Genomic DNA, 22,515 nt, shown 5'->3' on the forward strand with positions numbered 1-22,515 from the left:
AGGTTGACGACGGATTACTGGCTACTGCTCTTCAGCTGCCGGTCGAGGAAGTCGGCCAGTGAGCGATACAGATGCACCCGCACCTTTTCCCCGCGCATCGAGTGCTTGGAGCCGGGATAATCAATCATCTCGAACAGCTTGCCTTCATCCTGCAGCGCCTTATAGAGGCGGGTAGAGTTTTCAAACAGCACATTGTCATCAGCCATGCCGTGATAGATCAGCAAACCCCTTTGGTAATTCGCCACATAGGGAAACACGCTGGCAGCCTGATAACCCTGGGCATTGGTTTGCGGCTGTCCCATATAGCGCTCGGTGTAATGAGTGTCATATAAAGCCCAGTCGGTCACCGGCGCACCGGCAATGGCCGCGCGGAAATAATCCGGCGCCTTGAACTGGCTCATCAGCGCCATATAACCACCATAGCTGTGACCATAAATGGCAATACGATCACCGGCGACAAAAGGCAGAGTGCGCAGATAGTCCACCCCAGCCTTTTGGTCTGCCACTTCGGCATCGCCCATGTTGAGGTAAATAGCCTGCTCGAAACGGGTGCCACGATTACCACTGCCGCGGTTATCCAGCTGGAATACCAGGTAACCGCGCTGCAGCAAATGCTGGGTAAAATAGTCATGCTCACTCCAGCTGTTGGTCACCAACTGGGCATGGGGACCGCCGTATACCCGCACCACTACTGGATATTTTCGGGCAGGATCAAAGTCCGCCGGCTTATGCAGACGATAGTAAAGCGTCTGCCCATCCTCAGCCTTGAGGGTGCCAAACTCAGGCACCTGCCACAGACCGAAATAGGGCTCAAGCGGATGGCCTTTGATTGGCGCATTTTGCTCAATCCACTGGGTCAGCGCTCCCTGCTTATCGTGCAAGCTTATCTGAGGCGGCTGCACCAGCGAGTTGAAATAATCCAGATAAACCGGGCTGTCCTTGGCGAACTCAGGGTTATGCATGCCCGCTCGCTGACTGAGGCGATGAACTTTCTGGCCAGGTTCAGTCAGTGATACCCGGTAAATATGCTGCTCCAGTGGCGTATCCCTGCGCCCGGAGAAATACACCAGCCCCTGGGCTTCATCCACATATTCCAGCGCATCGACACTCCACTGACCGTCTGTCAGCTGGCGGATAAGTTTGCCGTTAAGATCGTACAGATACAGATGCTTGAAACCGCTGCGCTCAGATGCCCAGATAAAGGCATCCTGCTGCTTCAGGAAGGTCAGATCATTGTTGAGATTCAGCCAGGCATGGCTGCGCTCGGTAATCACGTTGACGGCAGGCTTTTGACTGTGAGTATCAGCAATGCGCAAATCCAGCTGCTGCTGATTACGGCTTTGCCACTGGAAACTCAGGTGGCGACTGTCATTGAGCCACTTCACCCTGGGCAGATAACTGTCTTTATCCGGCCCCAAATCAATCCAGTCGATACTACCGTCGGCAAGTTTTACCGTGCCCAGTTCAATCAGCACATTGGGTTTACCTGCGTAAGGATAACGCTGCTCAGTGAGCTTAATGCCATCAGCATAAATTTCATTGCGCACCACCAGCTCGACCGGCGATTCATCAATACGGGTAAAGGCGATGGCAGATTCATCCGGTGCCCACCAGTAGCCGGTCATCCGGTCCATCTCTTCCTGGGCGACAAACTCGGCCATGGCGTTTTTAATTGCGCCGCCACCATCCCGGGTCAACTGGCTCACCTTACCGCTGGCTAAGTTCATCACATACAGATTTTGCTCCGCGACCCAGGAAACAAAATGCCCTTTGGGAGATAAGCGCGCATCGGTGGCAAAGGCATCACCTGTATCGAGCAGGCGGGTGTTGCCCGTGATCATGTCATGGTGATACAGCTTGCCGGATGCCGGGATCAGCAATGCCTTGCCATCTGCCGACCAGAAATATTCCATAATGCCCTGACCGTAAATCCGCTGCCGCTCTCGCCTGGCCTTCTCTTCATCGGACAATTCACCGGATGCCAGCTTATCGGCATTGAGCAGAATGCTGCGTTTCCCTGTCGCGACATCAATCTGCCACAGATCATACATATGTTGATTGTCTGTACGGGCCGCCAGAAAAGTGACCCGCTTGCCGTCCGGCGACAGTTTCAGCCCTCTGGGGCTGCTGCCGGCCAGTGCCGGTGAGGCGTGCATGCGTTCTATGGTCAGGGGAGAGAGTCCTCCGGCCGGTGGAGTGAGGGTTTCAGTTAACAAGGGGGCCGCCTTAATCTGACCGGCCAGTGCTGTCAGCAGCAGCGCCGGAGTTATCCATTTCTGTTTCATTATTATTGTTCCCTGTACAGAATAGCGTCTCATTCTGCATAAATTTACCTCAGCGTCCAGCACCAGAGGTTTGGCGTGAGGCGCCAAATTCCACCCTCTGCACTGTTATTTTCAGGCTGCTGAGGTATGATCGGCGCCAGAAAAATACCGCCAAAAGCTTTAAGGACTAATCATGCAGACTCTGGCCCAACACCTTCAACTACAAGCCATTCCCGAGTCACTGACCCAGCTGTTGCTGACGTTGGCTGACACCTCCAAATCCATCAGCCAGGCAGTACGCCACGGTGCGCTGGCTGGCGTGCTGGGTGCCACCGAACAGGAAAACGTTCAGGGCGAAACCCAGAAGAAGCTGGATGTGATCACCAATGACATGCTCAAAGAAGCCCTCAAGGCATCCGGTCAGGTGCGCGGTCTGGCCTCTGAAGAGGAAGATTATGTGGTGCCGGTCAGTGCTGACGGTGAATATCTGGTGTGTTTCGATCCACTGGATGGCTCCTCGAACATCGACATCAACTCCCTGGTAGGCACTATTTTCTCTGTGCTGCCCGCCCCCGCGGGTGAGCTGACCGAGCAAAGCTTCCTGCAAGCCGGTCGTAACCAGGCCGCTGCCGGTTATGTGCTCTATGGCCCATCGACCATTCTGGCGCTGACCGTGGGCAATGGTGTGAACTTCTTTACCCTGAATCCTGAAAGCGGTGAGTTTTTGCTGACTCAGGAAAATGTGCAAATCAGCAAAGACACCGCCGAATTTGCCATCAATATGTCCAACCAGCGTTTCTGGGAAGCGCCGATGCAGACCTATATTGCCGATCTGCTGCTGGGCAAAATCGGCCCACGCGAAAAGTCCTTCAACATGCGCTGGATTGCCGCCATGGTGGGTGATGTGCACCGGGTACTGTGCCGCGGCGGTATTTTTACCTACCCAACCGACAACAAGAACCCGGCCAAGCCTTACAAACTGCGTTTGATGTATGAAGCCAACCCGATGGCTCTGCTGGTTGAACAGGCGGGTGGTAAAGCTACCACTGGCTATGAAACCATTCTGGATATTCAGCCACAGGAAATTCACCAGCGCGTGGCAGTGATCCTGGGCAGTGCCAACGAAGTGGATATGTGTCTGGAATACCACGCAGAAGATTACAGCGGGGATGAACCTACGCTGTAAGGTAAAGCGCGCAGTATGATGAGGCGCGCATTGGTATAACTTCAGGCGCACAGCAGCGCCCGCTTGAAAACACACAGCCCCGCATTTGCGGGGCTGTTTTTTGCAGGCTATTGCACCTGCAACCAATTTCAATTCACATTAGTCAGGCCGCAGCGCTAACCTTATCCTGCTGTTGCTGATGCGCCTTTTCAGTTTGATCCACAATAGTCAGCACTGCGGTATCACCCACTACGTTACAGGAGGTGAGGATCATATCAATCAGGCGATCCAGCGCCGCAACCAGTGCAAAAGCTTCAACCGGCAGACCCATCTGATGGATCATCACGCCAATCATCACCATGCCGCCTCCCGGGACACCACCAGCGCCAACGGCCAGCAGGAAGATGGAGAACAATACGGTTGGCAACTGCTCCAGAGTGATAGGCGTACCAAAGGCGTTGGCGATAAAGAAAATGGCCACAGTGATGTAAATCGCCACGCCCCCCATGTTCATGGTCGCGCCCAGCGGCACACCAAAGCCGGCCACCGCCTGATTCACGCCCAGCTTTTCGGTCAGGGTACGCATAGTCACCGGAATGGTGGCATTGGAGCTGGCGGTGGAGAAGGAAAACAGGATCTGCTCCTGGGTTTTCTCCCGAAAGGTTTTGGCAGAAATCGGGGTGAACAGACCCACAGCAGCGGGATAAACCACAAACACCCAGAGTACCAGCAAGCCAATAATCAGTCCCAGATATTCCAGCACACTGAACAGCACCTGTGATTCCAGCGTCGCCCCCAGCTTAAACATCAGCGCAAACACGCCTATAGGGGCCAGCTGCATCACCACAGAAATCAGCTTCATCATGATTTTATTGGCGGTCTGAAAACCCTGCACGGCACCAATCACAGTGTTGCCCATGGATTTGAGCACGCCACCCAGCAACAGCGCCATAAAGATGATTTGCAACATATTGGCCGAGGTAAAGGCGGCAATGGGATTGCGCGGCACAATATCGACGATCAGTGCCATCAGATTGGGCAGTTCAGTGGCATTGATGGTCACGCCAGTGGCGCCGCTCATGTCCACGCCCTCTCCTGGACGCAGCAACAAACATACCGCCAGCGCGGCAGAAATGCCCACCAGGGTATTGATGATATAGAAACCGAAGGTCTTGCCGCCCAGGCGCCCGAAACTGCGCAGATCCTGCAGCTCACACACGCCACAGACAATGCTGACAAAAACCAGCGGGACCACCAGCATCATGATCATATTGACGAACATGGTACCGACACCGGCCGCAATATCGACCAGTGTGCCGGAAAACAAACTGATATCGGATAACAGATATTGCACCAGAGTACCCAGCATTAAACCGGCAAACAAACCGGTGAAGATCCGTGCGGACAGTGATTTAAACATGATGAGATTTTCCCTGATTATGTTTGCTGGCCCTGATGGGCTCTTCAACTTCGGGGGGATAACCCCCTGATTTTTTATTATTTCGGCAGGGATAGTGAATCATGCTGGCAGGGTTTTCAATGGCTCAGGTCAAGATTTACCGTGAAACAGCCTGATAACCCATCGCCACGAAAACAACCAAATCCATAAAATTCAGATAGTTATATAATCAATGCAAAATCCGCAGAAATCAAAACTTTTACTCAATACACAATATTTAAACATTGGAAAAACAATAAATTAAAATCAAGCAGTCAATAAACCCATGAAATCCAGACTGGAAGGCGCGTTATTCTGAACAATGATCACCAATCAGACTTTATCACTACCAACACTGCACCTCAGGGTGTCATACGCTGCGCTGGAACACAGCGAATAAAGCGCCAACGGCAGCTGATGTGCCAGCAGATGTTGCTGCTTGATGCTGAGTCTTTGGCTCAGTACCAGCTGGGTCAGCGCCTGCCAGCCGCCTAAATCCTGAGCTTGCAGAAACTGCGCCTGATTGTGCTGAGCGTCATAGTCAGCACTGTGGTTGATATGAGGGATATGGGCCAGGGAGGCCAGATCGTGGGCGGTAATAAATCCACGAATTTTGGGAAGCTGCCAGGCGATGGCCAGTCCGGCAGGGTCCAGATCGCCAAAGGCGTATACCGGTATAGGGCAGGCCTGCAGCAGCGCTTTTACCCCTTTGGCAGAATATTGCTGCTGACTGCCATTAAACAGCAGTAAACCTGGGACATCATTCAAGGCAGCCAGCTCAGGTTGCCAGGCATCAAATACATCCAGGTTTTCCACCACTGTCACCCAGCCAAGCTTGAGTGCCGTGATCAGTGTCAGCGCCTGACTGATCGGCAGCCGCAAGCTGTATTCCGTCACCGGCAAGCCCAGCGTCACCCCACAGGGGCGCACCAGCACCCACTCCTGCTCGGGTGCCACAGGCGCCAGCTTTTCGTTGGCGGTTTTTGCCGCCAGTGTCAGCCTATCGCCTTCAAGCTCATCAAACAGCGGATCAAGTCCATACAGGGCTTTGACACTGCTGCACAGCAAAGACAAACGTTCCCTGTCCAGTTCCAGCTTATTACCCGCCCCCAGCCACTGCTCAAAGGGCAGATCCAGTTGCCGCCCCAGCGCTTGCCAGGCGGCCGAGTAACTGACCTGCGAAGCGCGTTTGCGCGCCGCACTGCACACCAACTGATACTGGCGCCGGGTCAGGCTCATTGGGCTCTCCTTGGTTTGCCGGTCATCCTTACCATGCTGGCTATCCTTACCATGCAGACTAGCCTTACCAAGCTGGCTATCCTTGCTACCCTGCCTGATTTGCCAAACAGCCCGGCATCAGGCCATCCACAGCTCAACGTCGCGGATGATGAAGTTACCTGTATAGACAGGGTGTGGCTCGCCTATGGGCTCCAGCTCGAAGAAGCTGCGATACTCCTCAGTCAGGCCGTCATAGCCACAGATCACCTGATACAACCAGCTTTCACTGTCCCAGGGCAGCGACTGAGATTCCAGGTACTCCAGTGCCGACTGGCGCACGCCTGAATCAATCACGGCGCAGAAATAGTCGTCCACCGCCTGCTTGAGCGGATTATCCGGCACATCAAATTCACCGGCATCGGCCAGCGCCACTGCCACCTCGCCTTCGGCCACTTTGGGTGCGTCCGGCAGGCGAGTGATGGACTTGATACGCGCCACCAGCTCAAGCAGCTCCAGCTCATGCACGCTGTTGTGCACATCTACCGACGCTGGCTGCAAAATACCTTCAGCGCGGTTAAACAGCACAGGCACCTGTTTATGCGCCACATGGTCCTGTGGCCGGTAGTCCGGATGCAGGTCGGTGTGCAGCAGCCAGCCCTTAAGCAAACGGGTACGGCCGCGAATTTGCCGGAAACGCCCCAGCAGCTCCAGCAAACGCGCCTGTACCACAGACAATTCCTGGGCACAGTTACTCAGGGTATCCTGCAAGGTGGTCACCAGCAGTTTGCGCAGCTCACGGGTATCACCGGCCAGCTCGGTCAGCTCATTGAACTGGAACATCTCCAGCCCGTTGAGCAATTCGGTCACCTGACTCTGGGCCAGCTCGTTTTCCCGGATTTTGGCATTCAGGGTGCCAACATAGCCAAACTCATTGTTGATCCGCCCCCACAGCACCCGGATGGCATATCTCAGGCTTTCAGTGAAGGCGTATACATGCTCGCTCAGATCCGCAAGATAGGCTTCGGCAGCGCTGAAGTCCACCCGATGACGGGCTTCCTTATAGTGCTCAGCCAGAGTCTTGATGGTGGCCATGGCCGAGCCCACATTGGCGTCGATTTGGCGGTTACGCTCATCACTGAGCGCCTCTTCCAGAAAGGCGCGTATGGTACGCTTGAGGCGCAGCGGCTGCTCCGGCTCAGGGCGCCATAAAATGCCGGCCTTCTGCAGCTTGTCGATAACCGCCGGGTCCTGATCGGCTTCGCTCAGCTCACCGGTCTGGTAGACATCCATCACCACATCGGCGTGGCGGGCCAGCTGTTTGAGCAGCTTGACCCCGGCCTGGTGCAAATTGCTACTCATATCAGCTCCCGTTGACTGCTGGCAGTCTCCGCCTGAGCCTCCAGTTGCAGGCCTTCAGTTTCATCGATAAAGCGGATCACTTCGTACAGGTAATCCAGCTTGCCGGTGGCCAGATAGATCTGCTTTTCACTGTTGGGACGTACCAGATAGCCCAGCTCCACCAAGCGGCGGAACACCAGCTTAATCTGTGCATCAGCCTGAGTACTGGTCGAACCGAACAGGCGATACTGACTCAGTTTGGCCAGCTGCTCACGAAACGCAGGGGTATCTTCAATGCGGCTTTGCAGCTCGGTCAGACGAATGGCCGCGCCTTCGGTGAGCGGCGCATCCTGCCCGGAGGCTTCCTGCACCAGCACCAGCCACTCTACCAGCGGAATAAGGGCCGAGCAGATCTCACGAAACTGACTGGAGATCACCTTGCGCTCGGCCTCACCCAGCTGCAGATATCCGCAGAAAAACACCTCACCGTCGGCGGCCGAAGCCAGGGTGCGGTTGAGCTGATTGAGGTAGGTTTCCACCCGCTCGCGGGTCGCCGGTGTCTGCAGTGCGCGCCAGCCATCTTCATTGGTGGTTTTGCAGATAAACTCGCCCTTGAGCAGGCTTTCAATCAGGGCGCCTGTGCCCACCAGTACCATATTCTCGCTCTGGCTCATCAGACTGCCTCCCCTGCCATACGCTGTTTCAGTTTCTCAGCCAGTGGGTTGACCTTGGGTTTCACCACCTGCAACTTACGGGTTTGTTTGTTGATGATGTACCTGTTGGCAAACAGGGTCAGCACCTCAGACTCAGGGTTGGGGAAAGCGCCCAGCACTGAGATATTGTTGTTTTCACAGGCATCGAAAATCTTCTTCACGTTGCCGTGGTGCAGCGTGCCCAGCTCATCAATCGGCCAGTGAATGGTCACATCGGCGCGGCCACGCAGCAGGCGGGTAAAGGCCAGCAGGAACTTACACAAAATCAGATACGCCATACCGTGACTGGAGGACTCATTGAGCTGACGGTCGGTGCGGATAATCAGATCTGAGTTGCCTTCTTTCAGGCGCAGCTCGATTTCCAGCAGCTTGGCGATACCACCGGTCAGGGCGCTGCGACCGATAATATCCAGCGCCCGGCGCATGGAGTTAATGTAATCCTCATCCGGCAGACCATTAAAGCCATCACTCTTCCAGCGCTTGAACGCCTTCACAAAGGCTTCCAGTTCAGGCCAGAACTCCAGCTCACTGATGCGCGAGCGAATACGCACCGCAGATTCGGATACGCCATCGAGGAACAGCTCCTCGCCCACTTCGCGGGTAATGCGGGCGCTCTGGCTGGCAATGCGGCGGTCGATATCCGCCAGCACTTCGTAGAAAGCGGTCAGATCGACACCGAAGATACGCCCCTGCTCGCGCAGCGCCATCATAGACTGAGGCACCATCACATTGAGCAGCTGCTCCAGCGCCGGCACCAGCTTGCGGTAATCCAGCAGGCGGATGCCCTTGTCGTTGACGAAGCTGGACTCCTCCCGGGCACGTTCCCAGGTTTCCGCCAGACTGGAGCCGGACTTGGCGGCGATCACAGTATCGAAGTGCTCAACATATTGTTTCACCGAGCCCATCAGGTAATCGCGCTTCATCAGCAACTCTTCACCCTGACGCAAGCGCTCACCCAGACTGCCCACCGCTTCTTCGTTGGTGGGTGGCAGTTTGAGTTCGGCCAGTTTGCGCATCAGACTGCGCAGTTTGGTGAGATTCTCGGACGCTTCCACCTGGGCGGCATCGCTGTCGCGGCGCTGCATTTCCAGCTCGCTGCGTCTGGCTTTCACCTCGGCGGCCTTGGATTTCAGCTGGGCATCCAGCTCGGCAGCAATGCGTTTAATCTCCACCAGCTGCTCGGTGAGCTTGGGCTTACGCATGCGCCAGGTATGCTGATACCAGTCGTCATAGCGCAGCACTTCACTGCGGCGCTGTTCGGCTTTGGCAATGCGCGCTTCCAGCTCACGGATCGACTTTTTCAGGGCAACAATCTTGTCTTCATCCACACCGCGGGATTTCAGCTCATTCTTGTACCAGGACTCACAGGCTTTCAGTTCATTGCGGGTATTTTCGCGGCGGCTGTCGATACTGGCCTTAACCTGCGCCAGCTGAGCTTCCAGTGCACCCACCACCTCCTGCCAGAAGGCCTGTTTCTCCATGCGGGCGTCAAAGGCATTGGCTTTTTGCTCTTCCAGCCAGTCTTCATGGCGCTGTTTGAGCTGCTTCTGCTCGCCATCAATGACAGTCAACTGTTTGGCCGCCAGCGCTTTGCGTCCGGCCAGCAGCTCATTGATTTTGGCCTGCAATGAGCGCTTTTCATCCAGCAGACGGCGCAGATCATCACGGCTGTTCTGATAGCTGGTGCGGGCAAAGGTCAGTTCGCGGGCCAACTTATCCAGCTCGCCATTCACCGCCACCAGATTCTCTTCCGCCTGCTCCTGCAGCTCTTTGGCACTCTTGAGCGCCTCTTCAGCCTGAGCATAACGGGCGCGCAGTTCCTGCTCGGAAGCCGCGTACTCAGGCACTTCAATGGCTTTCAAATCCAGCTGCAGCCCAAACAGCGAATCTTTGTCTCCGCCCTGCACTGGCCTCAGATCGGTGCGGTGCAGCAGCTCTGGCGCAATCACTTTACCCAGAGTCTGCTCCCAGCCCTGGGCCTCTTTGCGTAGATATTCAAGCAGGGTGTGGGACTGAGGGAACAGCATCTCATGCAGCTCATCCAGCGCATTCTGACGCTCGGTGACCCGCAGACTGGCCTGACGCAGGGCTTCGTTGGCCTGATCCCGGCGGGAGCGCAGCTTGCGCTCGTCCACGGCAATTCGGTCTACCTTGGCATTGGCGGCTTCCTGGGCTTCATCGGCCTGGGAGATACGCTCATCAAATACTGCCAGCTCCAGCTTTTCATCTTCTGTGTAGGTAACGCTGTCCACCTTGAGCTTGAGCTCGGCCATCTGCAGCCTGAGTTGATATTCCTGCTCCTGGAAGCGGGCAATACCGGCCTGCATGGCTTCGCGATTAGACTCAGCCAGCGCCTCAAGATCGGCGCGCGCCTGCTCTTTCTGGGCATCGCGCTGTTCACGGGCGGTTTCCTGCTCCTGATGCAGTGACTCCAGCGCACTGTTGAGCTGCTCGCTGATTTTACTGCGACGGGCGTTGTAGGCCGCCTCGATATCCTGGTGCTTTTCCGTCAGCAGCTTATGACGTTCACTTAAGTTTTCCAGATCGGCGCGCCAGTTGGGCAGGGATTCCAGATCCTGCTTGGCCTGCTCTATATCGGCATCGAGGAAGGCGCTGTGCTGATCGTCAATCACGTTCAGCTCATCCTCAAACTTGGCCATGTCGCCCTTGGCAGCGGACAGCTCCAGGTTGAGTTCATCGCGCTGCTCTTTCCACTCTTCGTCCAGCTGCCGCAGTGCCAGATTCAGCTCCTTGGACAGCAGTTGCTGCTGCTCCTGACGCTCCACTTCGGTGGTTTCGTCGTGGCGATAGCCCTTGGCCAGACTTGCCAGTCGCAGCTCACTGCTCTGCAGCTGGTCAAACTCCTGTTCGAGCTTTTCAAATTCCGGGCGGATTTGCTCAAAGCCCTGGATCAACTGACTTTCTTTAATCCAGGCTTCCACCCGCTGGGGGTTGATGCGCGAAGAGGGCGGGTTCACGCCATCCTCTTCCAGAATGGCGGCGATCATCGACTTGACCGTCTCCATCTTGCCCTCTTTGGAGTGCACGGCTTTGGCCAGCTTTTCGATATGGCGCAGTGAATGCTCCGGCGCACACAGGGCGAATTGACGGGCATAGCCACGCAGTTCACTGCGGTTGCCGCCAGTACCCAGCAAGGCTCTGTCGTTCTGAATAATGGCGCGATATTCGCGGGTATTGAGCAAGTTGGTGACATTCACCCCTTTGCGCTTCATCTCCCGTCCCAGCTCAGCCATGGTAAAGCACAGAATGCTGTCGCCATTGCGCTGCTTCACATAGTCTTCCAGCTCGAAGCCCTTGGCGATAAAGCGGTAATTCACGCCTTTGCCATCACCGGCCGAGGACAGCACGGCTTGATACAGCAGGCCATCTTCCTTGCGGTATTCATAAATGATGTAGCTTGATTCGCGGGGCAGGTACCAGCGCTCGAAACTGTCACGGGTTGAGGGCACCACCCGGCTTGGGTACTCGCCGTAAAACACAGGCACCAGACGCTGCAGCGTGGTTTTACCCGAGGCATTGGTGCCACAGATGTTGGTGTGACCGTCGAGGGCCAGCTCTACAACTCCGGGCAAATGTGTGTCGATAAGCACAATGCGAATCAAACTGGACATGGCGTTCCTTACATGAATGGTTGGCACAAGTTGCCTTAGCGGCAAGCAGCCAGCAAATGGCTCAGCAATATCAAACCCACTAAGGTAATGGAAAGGGCTGTATGGCGCAATCAACGCAAAAGCAGGCGCTTACTAGATAAGCAAAGGTGAGTGATGCGGTAAAAACAAAGGCGACAGATCGCAAGCAAACTGTACCATCAATGTTGCCGGACAAGTGCAGACCTGGCAGCACAGTCAATGAAACCAGCAGACCGGCATTGCGCCGGTCTGAGATGACAAGCTCAATGGCGCTCAGGCACTCAGTTGGGTGCGGCGCGCATCATAGGCCTGACACATCTGCGCTACTTTGTCTTCCTCCAGCGGCCGCAAACCGCTGAGCACCAGGGTCTTGCGGCCTGTGCCCACCTGCTTGCCGTCGCTGTTCAGCGCGAACTCCAGGGTCACATCACCGCGTTTGCCGTCGATCCTGAGGGTCTTGGACACCAGCTCCAGCTCAACATCGACAAAGGCCAGATCCGTCAGCTCAACACTCATGCTGTCGTAGATCACCAGAGGTCGGTCAGGATTGATCATCACCTGATGCGCCTGCATCAAAGGCACCACCACATGGGTAAAGTTCAGCCCGGAAAAAGCCACATAACCACGCACAAAAGACTCAATCTGCGCGGCGCAATGACTGGCGCTGCCGGTTTGCTGAACCGACAGGTATTGCTTATCACGACTGTCGGTAATGGCCAGAGACTCTGCACTGTCAGGAAACTGCAGACACACACCGGCGCCCACCATGCCGTCAAAACTGAAATGCATCTTCTGATGCAGGCCATATTTGCTGACCGCCAGCGCAAACAGCAGATCCCCGGGCACACAAAAACGCTTGGCCCCTTCGTCGTGGATAGGGTTGAAGTCGCCGGCGACTTGTTTGGCAAAGGCACTGGCCTGAGCTGGGCTTATTTCTACCCCTAGTGTCGTTTCATTGAAAAACGGCTGTAAAAACATAGATGACTTCCATCAGATTTAAAGCAAAACGGCGCACAGTCTACTCATAAACCGGCCATTAACTCACCCGATGACTTGGTTATGGAGCACTGGACGGAGCAGTTGCACTGTGCGGCCGACCTCATCATGCCGACGGCGCTGATGATCTCTGCAAAAATGTGATCTACACACTAAAGCCCTAGCCAACAGAGTGATATGTAAGTCAAAATATGGATACCTGAGACAATATTAATCACCTAAAATATTGCCCAACACTGTTATATTAGTGCAACTCTAATCTCTTGAATAACGGGAGTCTTGTGTCCTCAATCCCTCTAATCTTCCGTTATCTGCTGGTTGCCCTGGTCCCCTTCATCCTGCTGCAGCTGAGCGCCCCCTCTTTGATTGACTATAAATTTGACAGTCTGCTGCAGGAAAAAACCGAGGAAACCGTCGAGCGCATGACCAAGAATGCGCTGGTACTGGACAATGCCATCGACAGTCTGATGTTCAACCTGAGCTACACCTGTGATGCCCGGGATCAGATGCTGCTGACTCATGCCTTCAATGAAAGCCAGTTGATCCGGGTCATTGGGCTGTTTACCGCATCCGGCGAACATTGCTCGACACTGGGAGACAGCTTCACGCCCTCCCTGGCTCATCTGACGACGCTGACTTCGTCGACCGGAGAGCACTTCAAAGTCGGTAAATTCAAGACAGATACCCTGATCAACTTCCCCACCGACAAAGGCAATCTGTTTTTCTTAATCGGTTCCAAAGGCAGTCCATTCTTTGCCAATCGTCCCTGTGATGAATGTTTCTATATGGAGATGGACATCAACGGATACGGTAACTTGTCGGCTGTCGGCAAAGAAAGCATCAAACAGGATTTACTGGCCAAACAGATCCGCGCCAAGATAGATGCCAACGGCTCTCATGCCCACGTCTGGGCCGGTAACAAACTGCACGCCTATGCCAGCGACTGGGCCTACAGCATTACCCTGAGCAGTGGAATTATCCTCAGTTTCCTTTGTTTTACCGGAATGCTGTTGTGGCAGCACTCTCACAGTTCGCTGGAAATCCTGTTAAAGCAGGCCATCTCGCTCAATGAACTGAGACCTGATTATCAAAAAATTGTCGATGCCAGAGACGGCAGTACGGTCGGTTATGAAGCCTTGCTGCGCTGGTATCACAAAGGCAAATGCATATCACCAGCGGTATTTATTGATATCGCCGAAAGCAGCAAATTAATTATGCCGATTACCGAACAGTTGATCGGCCGGGTATTGAAAGATTTGGAGGCTTTACCAATTAATCAATGGGTTACCATCAATATTGTGGCAGCCCATCTTGAGTCCAATCACCTGACCCGACAACTGGCGCGACTGGGCTGGCCCAAATCAAACCAGCTAAAATTCGAACTGACTGAGCGACAGCAAATCCGCAATATTCCGGCAGCCAAACAAAACATAGATCTGTTGATGGCGAAGGGCTACAGCATCAAAATTGATGACTTCGGCACGGGCTTTGGCGGCATGGCCAGCCTGCAGCAACTGAACATCAACGCCATCAAAATCGATAAAATGTTTGTCGATACCATAGGCACAGACGACGTTAAGGCCGGGATCCTCGGCTCGTTGATTAAATTTGGCCATGACTATCAACTGGAGATGATCGCCGAAGGTGTGGAAACCCAGACACAGGCACAGCATCTCTTGTCTCAGGGCGTTTATTTGCAGCAGGGTTACCTTTATGGTCAGCCGGGGCCACTCCCGGCAAACTCCGGTGCATCGCAGCTTATCCCTTCGGAAACAGAAATACCGGCATGACAACACCCTGTATCGGTCTGGGAGATGAAACAGCCCGGATAAGTGTGTATATCGAAAACCGCCCGGCGTTTATGAATCTGAGCGGGCTTGATCATTGTCAGCCTGTGCTGGAAGGTGAAATCCACGCCATAGGTCAGGCGTGCGGCAATGGCTGGCGCAAAGTCTTTAATGTGTATGCCAAGCTGCTGTTTGCCCTGCCCACTGACAGCTTTCGCTTCCGGCAACAGGCGTCGACCTGGCAGGAGTATCGCGACCACTGTTTACTGCATGCCGGCAGCGACACCGCACTGCTGTTTACCCCTCCGCAACTATACGCTGATGAGCGCCGCTGGCATATCATCATGGGCCGCACCTATGCCAAACGTCTTGTCTCACTCAAGCAATTGAACATACCACTCACCTGGCTGGATAAGGAGTTTGCCATCAATCAGGAATACAAACTCCTGGTTTGCCCCTATTTTGATTATCGACAGCTGTCGAATATCAAAATTGAGCGATTGGCCAAGCTGATGATATCAGTATCCGGCATCACTGACTGACACCAGAATATCGCCGCCGTGCATATCCCAACGCAACAACAAAGCCAATCCCAGGAGATTGGCTTTGTTTTTTAACCTCTAAGATAAGGAGGCTGTGCTTTGGCTTGCAGAACTTTGGTTTACAGAGCTTTGGCTTGCCGTCTTTAACCTGACATCAGCCACCCAGCAGCTTCTGCCACCACTCCAGCGGCTTGCCGCAGTTCTTCACTGGTTGATAGCTGCCACGCAGGGCGGGCAAAGGCTCGACATTGGGACAGTCTGACGCCATCGCCTGCCCGGTGGTTTTATCAAACCAGCCACGCACCACATCATCGGCGGGAGTCATACGCAGCGCTACCGGTGGGCGGGCCTGCAGGAAGTTACGGTACACCGCCATGGCGCCGCTGGAGCCATACAGACTGGTCTTGCCATTATCATCACGGCCGACCCAGATAGCGGCGACATTACGCTCATCAAACCCGGCAAACCAGGAGTCGCGACTGTCGTTACTGGTGCCAGTCTTACCCGCCAGCGTCACCCCGGGGAATGCCTGCCCCAGACGTTTTGCCGTGCCGTTTTCCACCACCTGGGTCATGGCATATTCAATCAGATAATCAGGCGCCGGGCCCCAGGCGCGATGGCCGCTGAGCTCAGTGACGGCTATGGGCTGATTATGCTCATCCAGCACTGTGGTCACCGCCGTCAACGGCCGGTAGCGTCCACCATCGGCCAGAGTCTGGTAAGACTGCGCCACCATCAGCGGCGAACCGTTGACCGCGCCAAGCAGCATGGAAGGATATTCAGGAACCCGATCCGGCCAGCCGGCACGATTCAAGGTATGAGCGATGTTATCCAGTCCCAGTTGCATCCCCAGATTCACAGTCGGCACGTTCATCGAGCGAGTAAAGGCGGTGAGCATAGATACTTCACCACTGAATTTCTTGTCCACATTCTGCGGCGACCAGGTCTGACCGTTGCTGTTGGTCAGAGTGATAGGCTTATCCAAAAGCGGCGTCGCCAGATTGTACTTGTCCTGCGCCAGCGCCGTGACATACACAAAGGGCTTGATCAGTGAGCCGATTGGCCGGCGGATCTCCGCCGCCCGGTTGTACCCTTCAAAGGCCGGATCCCGGTCGCCCACCATGGCGGCAATACCGGCGCCATAGCGGTCTGTCACCACCATGCCCACCTGCAGATCCTGGTTGTTCTTCTCCAGTTGCTTGAGCGTTTCGCGCACCGCTTTTTCCGCCGCCTCCTGAGCGATTGGGTCGAGCGTCGTAAAGATGCGGATACCGGATTGCTTCAGCACCTTGTCGCCCCAGCGATTGGCCAGTTCTTTTCTGACTTCGGCAAAAAAGGCGGGCATCTTCTGGTGCACGGCCCTGTCTTTATTTCTCAGTCCCAGTGGCGAGTCCACCGCGGCAGCATACTGGGCGCCGGAAATTTTACCGGATTCCATCAGCAACTTGAGCACCAGATCCCGTCTGTCCTGTGCACGCTCGGCATAACGCCAGGGGTTGTAATAGGACGGGCCTTTAATGGCGGCCACCAGAAACGCCTGCTGTGCCAGCGTCAGCTCACCGATGGGACGACCGAAATAGAACTGGGAAGCCAGCCCCATGCCGTGCACCGCCCGCGAGCCATCCTGCCCCATATAGACTTCATTCAGATAGGCTTCGAGGATCTCCTGCTTGCTGTATCTGGCATCGATGATGATGGCCATGAGCGCTTCACGGATTTTTCGCTCCAGTGAGCGCTCACTGGACAGGAAGAAGTTCTTGGCCAGCTGCTGGGTCAGGGTCGAGCCGCCCTGCACGGTACGACCGGCGCTGATATTCACCAGCAGCGCCCGGGCGATCGCCAGCGGGTTAACCCCGTGGTGTTCGAAAAACTGTCTGTCTTCGGTCAGCAGCAAGCCCTCCACCAGGGTTGGCGGCATCTCATCGGTGGGCACGAACAAACGATCTTCACCATCCTGGGTGATCATCCGATCCAGCAGCATGGGCTCAAGGTGCACCACTGCCAGTTCACGCTCGTCGCTGACCCGCCACACCCGGCTGACGCCCTGATGATCAAACTCCACCATCACCCGCTGCTCGGGCTGCTTGCCATCCGGGTGCAGAAATGGGCGGCGCCAGATATCCACCTTGGTGCTGGAAGCGGAAAACTCCCCCACCTGTCTGGGATTGGCAACCTTGCGATAGCCCAGCAGTTTAAGCTCGGCGATCAATTGATGGTGACTGACGGCTGCGCCCGGATACAGCGCCATAGAGCGACTGAATACCTGCGCTGGCAGATACCACTTCTGCCCTTCAAACTTGCGGGCAATAATCTGATCCAGATAGATACAGTAGGAAGCCACCAGCACGGCCAGCGCCAGTGCCAGTTTCCAGCCGACCGACCAGATACGCTGCCAGATTGAGGGCGCAGCAGGCGCCTTGGCCCTGGCTGCCGGTTTGCGCGTTCTGGCCGATGATTTCTTGCTTGGGCTGTCTGTGGTTTTACTCATAACGCTGACAATTTAAGCCTTATTCTGGGTATATTTTTTAGTGTGTTTGGTCGCCGCGGTATTAACCGGATCGTCCGGCCACACATGCTTGGGATATCGGCCACGCATCTCTTTTTTCACCTCGACATAGGGACCGGCCCAGAAACTGGCCAGATCCGAAGTCAGCGCCAGCGGCCGGCGAGCCGGCGACAAAAGCTCCATGGTCACCTTGATGTTGCCATTGAGCAGCCTGGGACTGTCTTCCATGCCAAACACTTCCTGCAGGCGCACGCTCAGCAAGGCGCGACCATCCGGCTCATAACGCACCGGCGCGTGGGTGCCAGTGGTCATGGGCAAGCGACTGGGCAGCAATTGCCCCAGACGCTGCTTCAGCTCCCAGGGCAGCGCATGCTCGAGCAGCTCACAGACACTGAGGCGGGCCAGCTGCGCCAGTGACGAAACCTTATCCAGATAGGGCGCCAGCCACTGCTCCAGTGAATCGAGCAATGCTTCGGTGCTGAAATCCGGCCAGTTGTAGCCGCTATCATACTGGCGTGCAAGCAAAACCCGAATACACAATTGCTCAGCCGTCTCATCGAAATCAAGCAGTTGCAAGCCCTTTTTACGCACCAGCGCCAGCATGGCGGATTTGATCATGTCAGGATCGATATTCTGGATCCGGCTGGATTTGAGGGTGATGCCGCCCAGCATGGTGCAGCGCATGGCACTGACCCGGCCGGTTTGCTCATCAAAGCTGCAGTCATTTGTCTCCTGCAGCAAATACGCCAAAGGCCCATTCAGCCATTCAATATCGAAGGCAGACGCCAGATAAATCCGCCCGGCGCTGCGCCCCTGGGATTGCTGAAAGTCGGCCACCACCAGAAACTCCTGGTGGCTCAAGCCGGATTCTGGCGCCAACGTCACACCTGTGCCATTGGCCAGCTGAAAACCTTCCACGCCCCGGCGTTTGGCGATGCGATCGGGAAACGCCAGTGCCAGCAGCAGCCCAATGTCTTTGGGATGTGCCCGACTGGCAATGGCAGACAGATCATCGCGCCGCGCAAAATGCTTAAGCCAGCGACTGGCCTGAGTCGCCAGCTGACCTTTGGTCGCCAGCGGCAAATAGTGACTGATGTCTTCTCCCCGGCGCGGCAGACCGCGGGCTTCCAGTATCGCCGCCAGCATACAGGCCAGTGGCAATAGATCAGTGTCATTCAGCGATGATGCCAGTACGTTTGCCTGCAGCAGCATATGTGCCAGTCGCGGATGACACCCCAGCTGATAAGCTTGCCGTCCCTGTGAGGTGAGTTTGTGCTGACCATCCGCCAGTTGCAGCGACTCAAGCAATGCCCAGGCCTGCGCCTCATGGGCCGGTGGTGGCGGGGTCATTAAAGGCAAATCCGCCAGCGCCCGGCCGCCCCAGTTGGCACACTCCAGAGTCACGGCCAGCAGATCGGCATGCAGAATTTCAGCATCTTCCGCCCTGGGCTGACGCTCAAACTCCTCCTGACTCCACAGCCGCAGGCTGTAACCGGGCGCCAGACGACCGGCGCGGCCGCTGCGCTGAATGGCCGATGCCTGACTGATACGCTTGAGCGCCAGTCGGGTCACGCCGGTTTTGGGGTTAAATCCGGCATGGCGCTTAAAGCCGCTGTCCACCACCATGGAAATGCCATCTATGGTCAGACTCGACTCGGCCACATTGGTCGCCAGCACCAGCTTGATCCGGCCATCGGTCAGCGGTGCCACGGCGGCATCCTGCTCGCGGGCACCGAGCTCGCCATACAGGGGAAAGATGCCATAACGCTCAGGGCTGAGGCGCTCGGCCAGATACTCCTGCAACCTGAGAATTTCTGCTTTGCCCGGCAGGAAGGCCAGCAGCCCCTGATGTTCAGTGGCTGCAATGGTTGCCGGCAGATTTTGCAGCAAAGAGACGATCTCCTGCCCCATGTGCGCCAGCCAGTCCTGCTGGCTTTTGACGCCCCGGTACTCCACCTCCACCGGGAAACTGCGACCTTCACTGACCAGCAAAGGCGCGTCCGGCATTAACTGCTCCAGCGGTAAACCCTGCAACGTGGCCGACATGGCGAGGATCTTCAGGTCATCCCGCAGGCTGGCCTGCACTTCCAGCGCCAGTGCCAGGGATAAGTCAGTGGTCAGATGGCGTTCATGGATTTCATCGAAAATGATCAGCGCCACCCCGGTTAATTCCGGGTCCTGCTGGATCATCCGGGTCAATACCCCTTCCGTCACCACCTCCAGCCGGGTGTCTTTACTGACCCGGCTTTCGCCGCGCACCCTGAACCCCACTTCGCCGCCCACCGGCTGACCACGTTTGGCGGCAATAAACTGGGCTACGCTGCGGGCAGCGACCCGACGCGGCTCAAGCATAATGATGCGGCCGTCGATTTCACTCCAATCGAGCATCGCCAGCGGCAGCGCCGTGGATTTACCGGCACCGGTCGGCGCCTGCAGAATGACCTGAGAAAAGTTGCCCAGCGCCTCACGAACAGGCCCAAGCAGTTGATGAACAGGCAGAGAATTCAAAGGGGAACATCGTCTAAGGCTGGAAAAATTAGCGCCAGTTTACTAAGGAAGGCCAGACCAAGTCCAACCAACAACCTGCGACCATGATGATCAGGCTCAGGCGCTGATATGCAGGCTCGCCGGAGGTTGGTCAATATCCAGCTCTGCCAGAGGACGCGGACGGGCAATCGCAAACCCCTGAGCATAATCCACCCCGACACGGGCCAACTGAGTGGCAATGGCATCATCTTCGACGAACTCTGCGATGGTTTGGAAATGCATCTCTCTTGCCAGCTGGCAGATAGCGTTAACTATGGCCTTGTCCTTGGCATTGTTACACACCTGCTGAATGAACTGACCGTCAATTTTGACAAAATCCACATCCAGTTCCTTAAGATAAGCGAAACTGGAAAAACCTGAGCCAAAATCATCCAGCGCCAGCTTGCAGCCCAATGGCTTAAGCAGTTCAATCAAACGGGTGGCCACCTCGATCTGACTGACGGCCGCCGTCTCGGTAATTTCAAAACAAAGCTTATCCACCAGTTCTGGCTCACTCATCAGCCGCAACTCAAGCCAGGTCATGAACTCCTCATCCTGTAACGACGTTGCTGACAGGTTCACTGATACCAGTGCCAGTTGTTGCCACTGTGACAAATGATCCGCGGCCCACAACAGCAAATTATCCACTACCCAACGGTCAATTCTGGGCGCCAGACTATAGCGCTCGGCAGCCGGTAAAAAAACACCGGGAGACAGCATCTCGCCATCGCCCACAGGTAAACGCAGCAGCACCTCCAGATGCATCCCGGTCTCAGGCACCAGCAGCGGCACTATGGGCTGGAAATACAGTTCAAATCTGTCATCGGCCAGCGCGCTGACCAAATCCACCGACGCGGCCATTTCACCATACAGCCGCAACATTTTGGGATCTGCCGGATTGTAAAAATGCCAGCCATTGCGACCCTGCTCTTTGGCAAGCCGACAGGCGACATCAGCTTGGGTCATCACGTTGTATATGTCCCGGGCATCGGGATCCAGCATGGCCATGCCCAGGCTGGCGGTCACTCTGTGCTGTTTGCCCTCCCACGAAAATTCATGGGATTCAATCTGTTGACAGATACGTCTGGCGATCATCTTGGCCGATTCCGGATTACAGTAGTGCATCAGAATGCCAAACTCGTCGCCACCCAGACGGGCAACCAAATCCCCCTTGCGAACCAGTTGTTTCAGGCGCATGGCAATCTGGCAAACCAGTTTGTCTCCGGCGATATGGCCACTGATATTATTGACCACCTGAAACTGATCCAGATCCACAAAGGCAATGCACACAGGCACCTGCTCTTCCCGTTTAAGCAGTTTTTCCAGCATGGCTTCAAAGTGCAGACGATTGGGCAACCCTGTCAGAGTGTCGTAATTGGCATGGAAGGAAAGCTCATCGGCCAGACGATGCTGCTCACTGACATCTTCAGCCATAATCACCAGATTGTCGCTGTCCTGGATACGGCTGAAATTCAGTTTGAGCCAGTGCCGGGTATTGGGCCGCACCACAATTGGCAATTCACACCAGGCCTGAGACAGGCGCCCCTCACGCACCACCTGAATGGTTTCCCGCAGCACATCATGTTTTTCCTCGCTGACCAGCTCATAGATCAGATGATCTTCAGCCAGAGGCATGTTCAGGCGGGCAACCTTGTTGAGCATGGTCAGTTTATCGCTACTGTCCAGCACTCCGCAGGCCAGCGGCAATTGGTTGAACAAATCCTGGTAGCGCCGCTCACTTTTGAGCAGCTCCCGGGCAATTCGGGTCAGTTCCATGGCTGCGCCGATAAGCGCCTGGGCGTGCTGCAGCTCTGAGATAAATGTCTCATCCCAGCTTCTGGGCTGCTCATAGTTCACTGCACCAACCGCAATTTGAGTGTCACCAAACACCAGCGGTGGCAACACCAGCAGACTTTTGACCTTTTGCTCCCGCAGAAACTGCTTTTCCTGCCGGGCATCCTGGGGCAGATCGTTGATATCAGTCAGATTCAATAACTTTGGTGTACGCATCAAACGGCGAAAATAGGGCATTCTGGCCAGCGGCCAATCGGCGTTTCCACCAAGACCTGCGCCAGCTTTGACGTAAAGATTTCGGGGTTTCAACCCCTTGCCGGAAAAGTCTGAACTGAGCACAAACACCCCGCCGCATTTGAGCTGTTGAGTAATAGTTCGCAGCGCTCTGTCGACATTCTGTTCCAGCGTAACCAGTGGCGCATCACTGAATATATCCACCAACGCCTGCTGCAGAGGGGTGCCATTCACTGCCGACATGAAAACCATTCCTTTATTCTTAAGCAGGGACAACCAGAATCCGGGTTGCTTTTCCCCATTTACCTCTAAGAATAGATTAAGATTTCCGGCTTACCCTGCTG

At 55.4% G+C, this 22,515-nt stretch carries 13 protein-coding genes; 3 read left to right on the forward strand and 10 right to left on the reverse strand.

Annotated elements, in window-relative coordinates; translation table 11 throughout:
- Positions 1-14: 14 nt before the first annotated feature.
- Positions 15-2,285: a DPP IV N-terminal domain-containing protein gene (locus tag ACRRUX_RS05550; RefSeq protein ID WP_432528028.1), complete on the reverse strand. Its 2,271-nt coding sequence runs from the start codon at positions 2,283-2,285 to the stop codon at positions 15-17.
- 172 nt (positions 2,286-2,457) lie between these two features.
- Between ACRRUX_RS05550 and ACRRUX_RS05555 the strand changes: the two genes are divergently transcribed.
- Positions 2,458-3,450 carry a class 1 fructose-bisphosphatase gene (locus ACRRUX_RS05555; protein ID WP_432528030.1) on the forward strand — a complete coding sequence of 331 codons (993 nt, stop codon included), beginning with the start codon at positions 2,458-2,460 and terminating at the stop codon, positions 3,448-3,450.
- Between the two features lie 142 nt (positions 3,451-3,592).
- Here the strand turns inward: ACRRUX_RS05555 and ACRRUX_RS05560 are convergent, their stop codons facing one another.
- The 6 genes from ACRRUX_RS05560 to ACRRUX_RS05585 form a co-directional block, all read right to left on the reverse strand.
- Positions 3,593-4,849 (reverse strand): dicarboxylate/amino acid:cation symporter, encoded by a 1,257-nt coding sequence (locus tag ACRRUX_RS05560; protein WP_432528031.1) that lies wholly within the window; start codon positions 4,847-4,849, stop codon positions 3,593-3,595.
- A gap of 351 nt (positions 4,850-5,200) precedes the next feature.
- Positions 5,201-6,106, reverse strand: a complete 906-nt coding sequence (locus tag ACRRUX_RS05565) for a DUF7281 domain-containing protein (RefSeq protein ID WP_432528033.1) — start codon at positions 6,104-6,106, stop codon at positions 5,201-5,203.
- Between the two features lie 117 nt (positions 6,107-6,223).
- Positions 6,224-7,444: a phosphoenolpyruvate carboxylase gene (locus ACRRUX_RS05570; RefSeq protein WP_432528035.1), complete on the reverse strand. Its 1,221-nt coding sequence runs from the start codon at positions 7,442-7,444 to the stop codon at positions 6,224-6,226.
- Complete coding sequence (locus tag ACRRUX_RS05575) at positions 7,441-8,097, reverse strand: condensin complex protein MksE (RefSeq protein ID WP_432528037.1); 657 nt, start codon at positions 8,095-8,097, stop codon at positions 7,441-7,443. Before ACRRUX_RS05575 ends, ACRRUX_RS05570 begins: the two co-directional genes overlap by 4 nt.
- Positions 8,097-11,768 (reverse strand): ATP-binding protein, encoded by a 3,672-nt coding sequence (locus ACRRUX_RS05580; protein ID WP_432528039.1) that lies wholly within the window; start codon positions 11,766-11,768, stop codon positions 8,097-8,099. The genes ACRRUX_RS05575 and ACRRUX_RS05580 overlap by 1 nt, the downstream gene beginning before the upstream one ends.
- A gap of 291 nt (positions 11,769-12,059) precedes the next feature.
- Positions 12,060-12,764: a DUF3581 domain-containing protein gene (locus ACRRUX_RS05585; protein WP_432528041.1), complete on the reverse strand. Its 705-nt coding sequence runs from the start codon at positions 12,762-12,764 to the stop codon at positions 12,060-12,062.
- 299 nt (positions 12,765-13,063) lie between these two features.
- On the opposite strand from ACRRUX_RS05585, the gene ACRRUX_RS05590 reads away from it, so the two are divergent.
- Together ACRRUX_RS05590 and ACRRUX_RS05595 are read left to right on the forward strand one after the other, a co-directional pair.
- Positions 13,064-14,572: an EAL domain-containing protein gene (locus ACRRUX_RS05590; protein ID WP_432528043.1), complete on the forward strand. Its 1,509-nt coding sequence runs from the start codon at positions 13,064-13,066 to the stop codon at positions 14,570-14,572.
- The gene (locus tag ACRRUX_RS05595) at positions 14,569-15,111 is read left to right on the forward strand and encodes a DUF6942 family protein (protein ID WP_432528045.1); all 543 of its coding nucleotides are present in this window, start codon (positions 14,569-14,571) and stop codon (positions 15,109-15,111) included. The genes ACRRUX_RS05590 and ACRRUX_RS05595 overlap by 4 nt, the downstream gene beginning before the upstream one ends.
- 154 nt (positions 15,112-15,265) lie before the next feature.
- Here the strand turns inward: ACRRUX_RS05595 and mrcB are convergent, their stop codons facing one another.
- The 3 genes from mrcB to ACRRUX_RS05610 all read right to left on the reverse strand — a co-directional run bounded on the left by mrcB (position 15,266) and on the right by ACRRUX_RS05610 (position 22,414).
- Positions 15,266-17,599 carry a penicillin-binding protein 1B gene (mrcB, locus tag ACRRUX_RS05600; protein WP_432528047.1) on the reverse strand — a complete coding sequence of 778 codons (2,334 nt, stop codon included), beginning with the start codon at positions 17,597-17,599 and terminating at the stop codon, positions 15,266-15,268.
- A 12-nt stretch (positions 17,600-17,611) separates the two neighbouring features.
- Positions 17,612-20,125: an ATP-dependent helicase HrpB gene (gene hrpB / locus ACRRUX_RS05605; protein ID WP_432528049.1), complete on the reverse strand. Its 2,514-nt coding sequence runs from the start codon at positions 20,123-20,125 to the stop codon at positions 17,612-17,614.
- Between the two features lie 96 nt (positions 20,126-20,221).
- Complete coding sequence (locus tag ACRRUX_RS05610; protein WP_432528051.1) at positions 20,222-22,414, reverse strand: putative bifunctional diguanylate cyclase/phosphodiesterase; 2,193 nt, start codon at positions 22,412-22,414, stop codon at positions 20,222-20,224.
- Positions 22,415-22,515 lie beyond the last annotated feature (101 nt).

This window comes from Shewanella sp. GXUN23E (assembly GCF_050865035.1).
Taxonomy (GTDB): Bacteria; Pseudomonadota; Gammaproteobacteria; order Enterobacterales; family Shewanellaceae; genus Shewanella.

Coding starts and splice junctions, on each gene's coding strand:
- ACRRUX_RS05550 (WP_432528028.1), bottom strand. CDS start 2,285: ATGAAACAGAAATGGATAACTCCGGCGCTGCTGCTGACAGCACTGGCC.
- ACRRUX_RS05555 (WP_432528030.1), top strand. CDS start 2,458: ATGCAGACTCTGGCCCAACACCTTCAACTACAAGCCATTCCCGAGTCA.
- ACRRUX_RS05560 (WP_432528031.1), bottom strand. CDS start 4,849: ATGTTTAAATCACTGTCCGCACGGATCTTCACCGGTTTGTTTGCCGGT.
- ACRRUX_RS05565 (WP_432528033.1), bottom strand. CDS start 6,106: ATGAGCCTGACCCGGCGCCAGTATCAGTTGGTGTGCAGTGCGGCGCGC.
- ACRRUX_RS05570 (WP_432528035.1), bottom strand. CDS start 7,444: ATGAGTAGCAATTTGCACCAGGCCGGGGTCAAGCTGCTCAAACAGCTG.
- ACRRUX_RS05575 (WP_432528037.1), bottom strand. CDS start 8,097: ATGAGCCAGAGCGAGAATATGGTACTGGTGGGCACAGGCGCCCTGATT.
- ACRRUX_RS05580 (WP_432528039.1), bottom strand. CDS start 11,768: ATGTCCAGTTTGATTCGCATTGTGCTTATCGACACACATTTGCCCGGA.
- ACRRUX_RS05585 (WP_432528041.1), bottom strand. CDS start 12,764: ATGTTTTTACAGCCGTTTTTCAATGAAACGACACTAGGGGTAGAAATA.
- ACRRUX_RS05595 (WP_432528045.1), top strand. CDS start 14,569: ATGACAACACCCTGTATCGGTCTGGGAGATGAAACAGCCCGGATAAGT.
- mrcB (WP_432528047.1), bottom strand. CDS start 17,599: ATGAGTAAAACCACAGACAGCCCAAGCAAGAAATCATCGGCCAGAACG.
- ACRRUX_RS05610 (WP_432528051.1), bottom strand. CDS start 22,414: ATGTCGGCAGTGAATGGCACCCCTCTGCAGCAGGCGTTGGTGGATATA.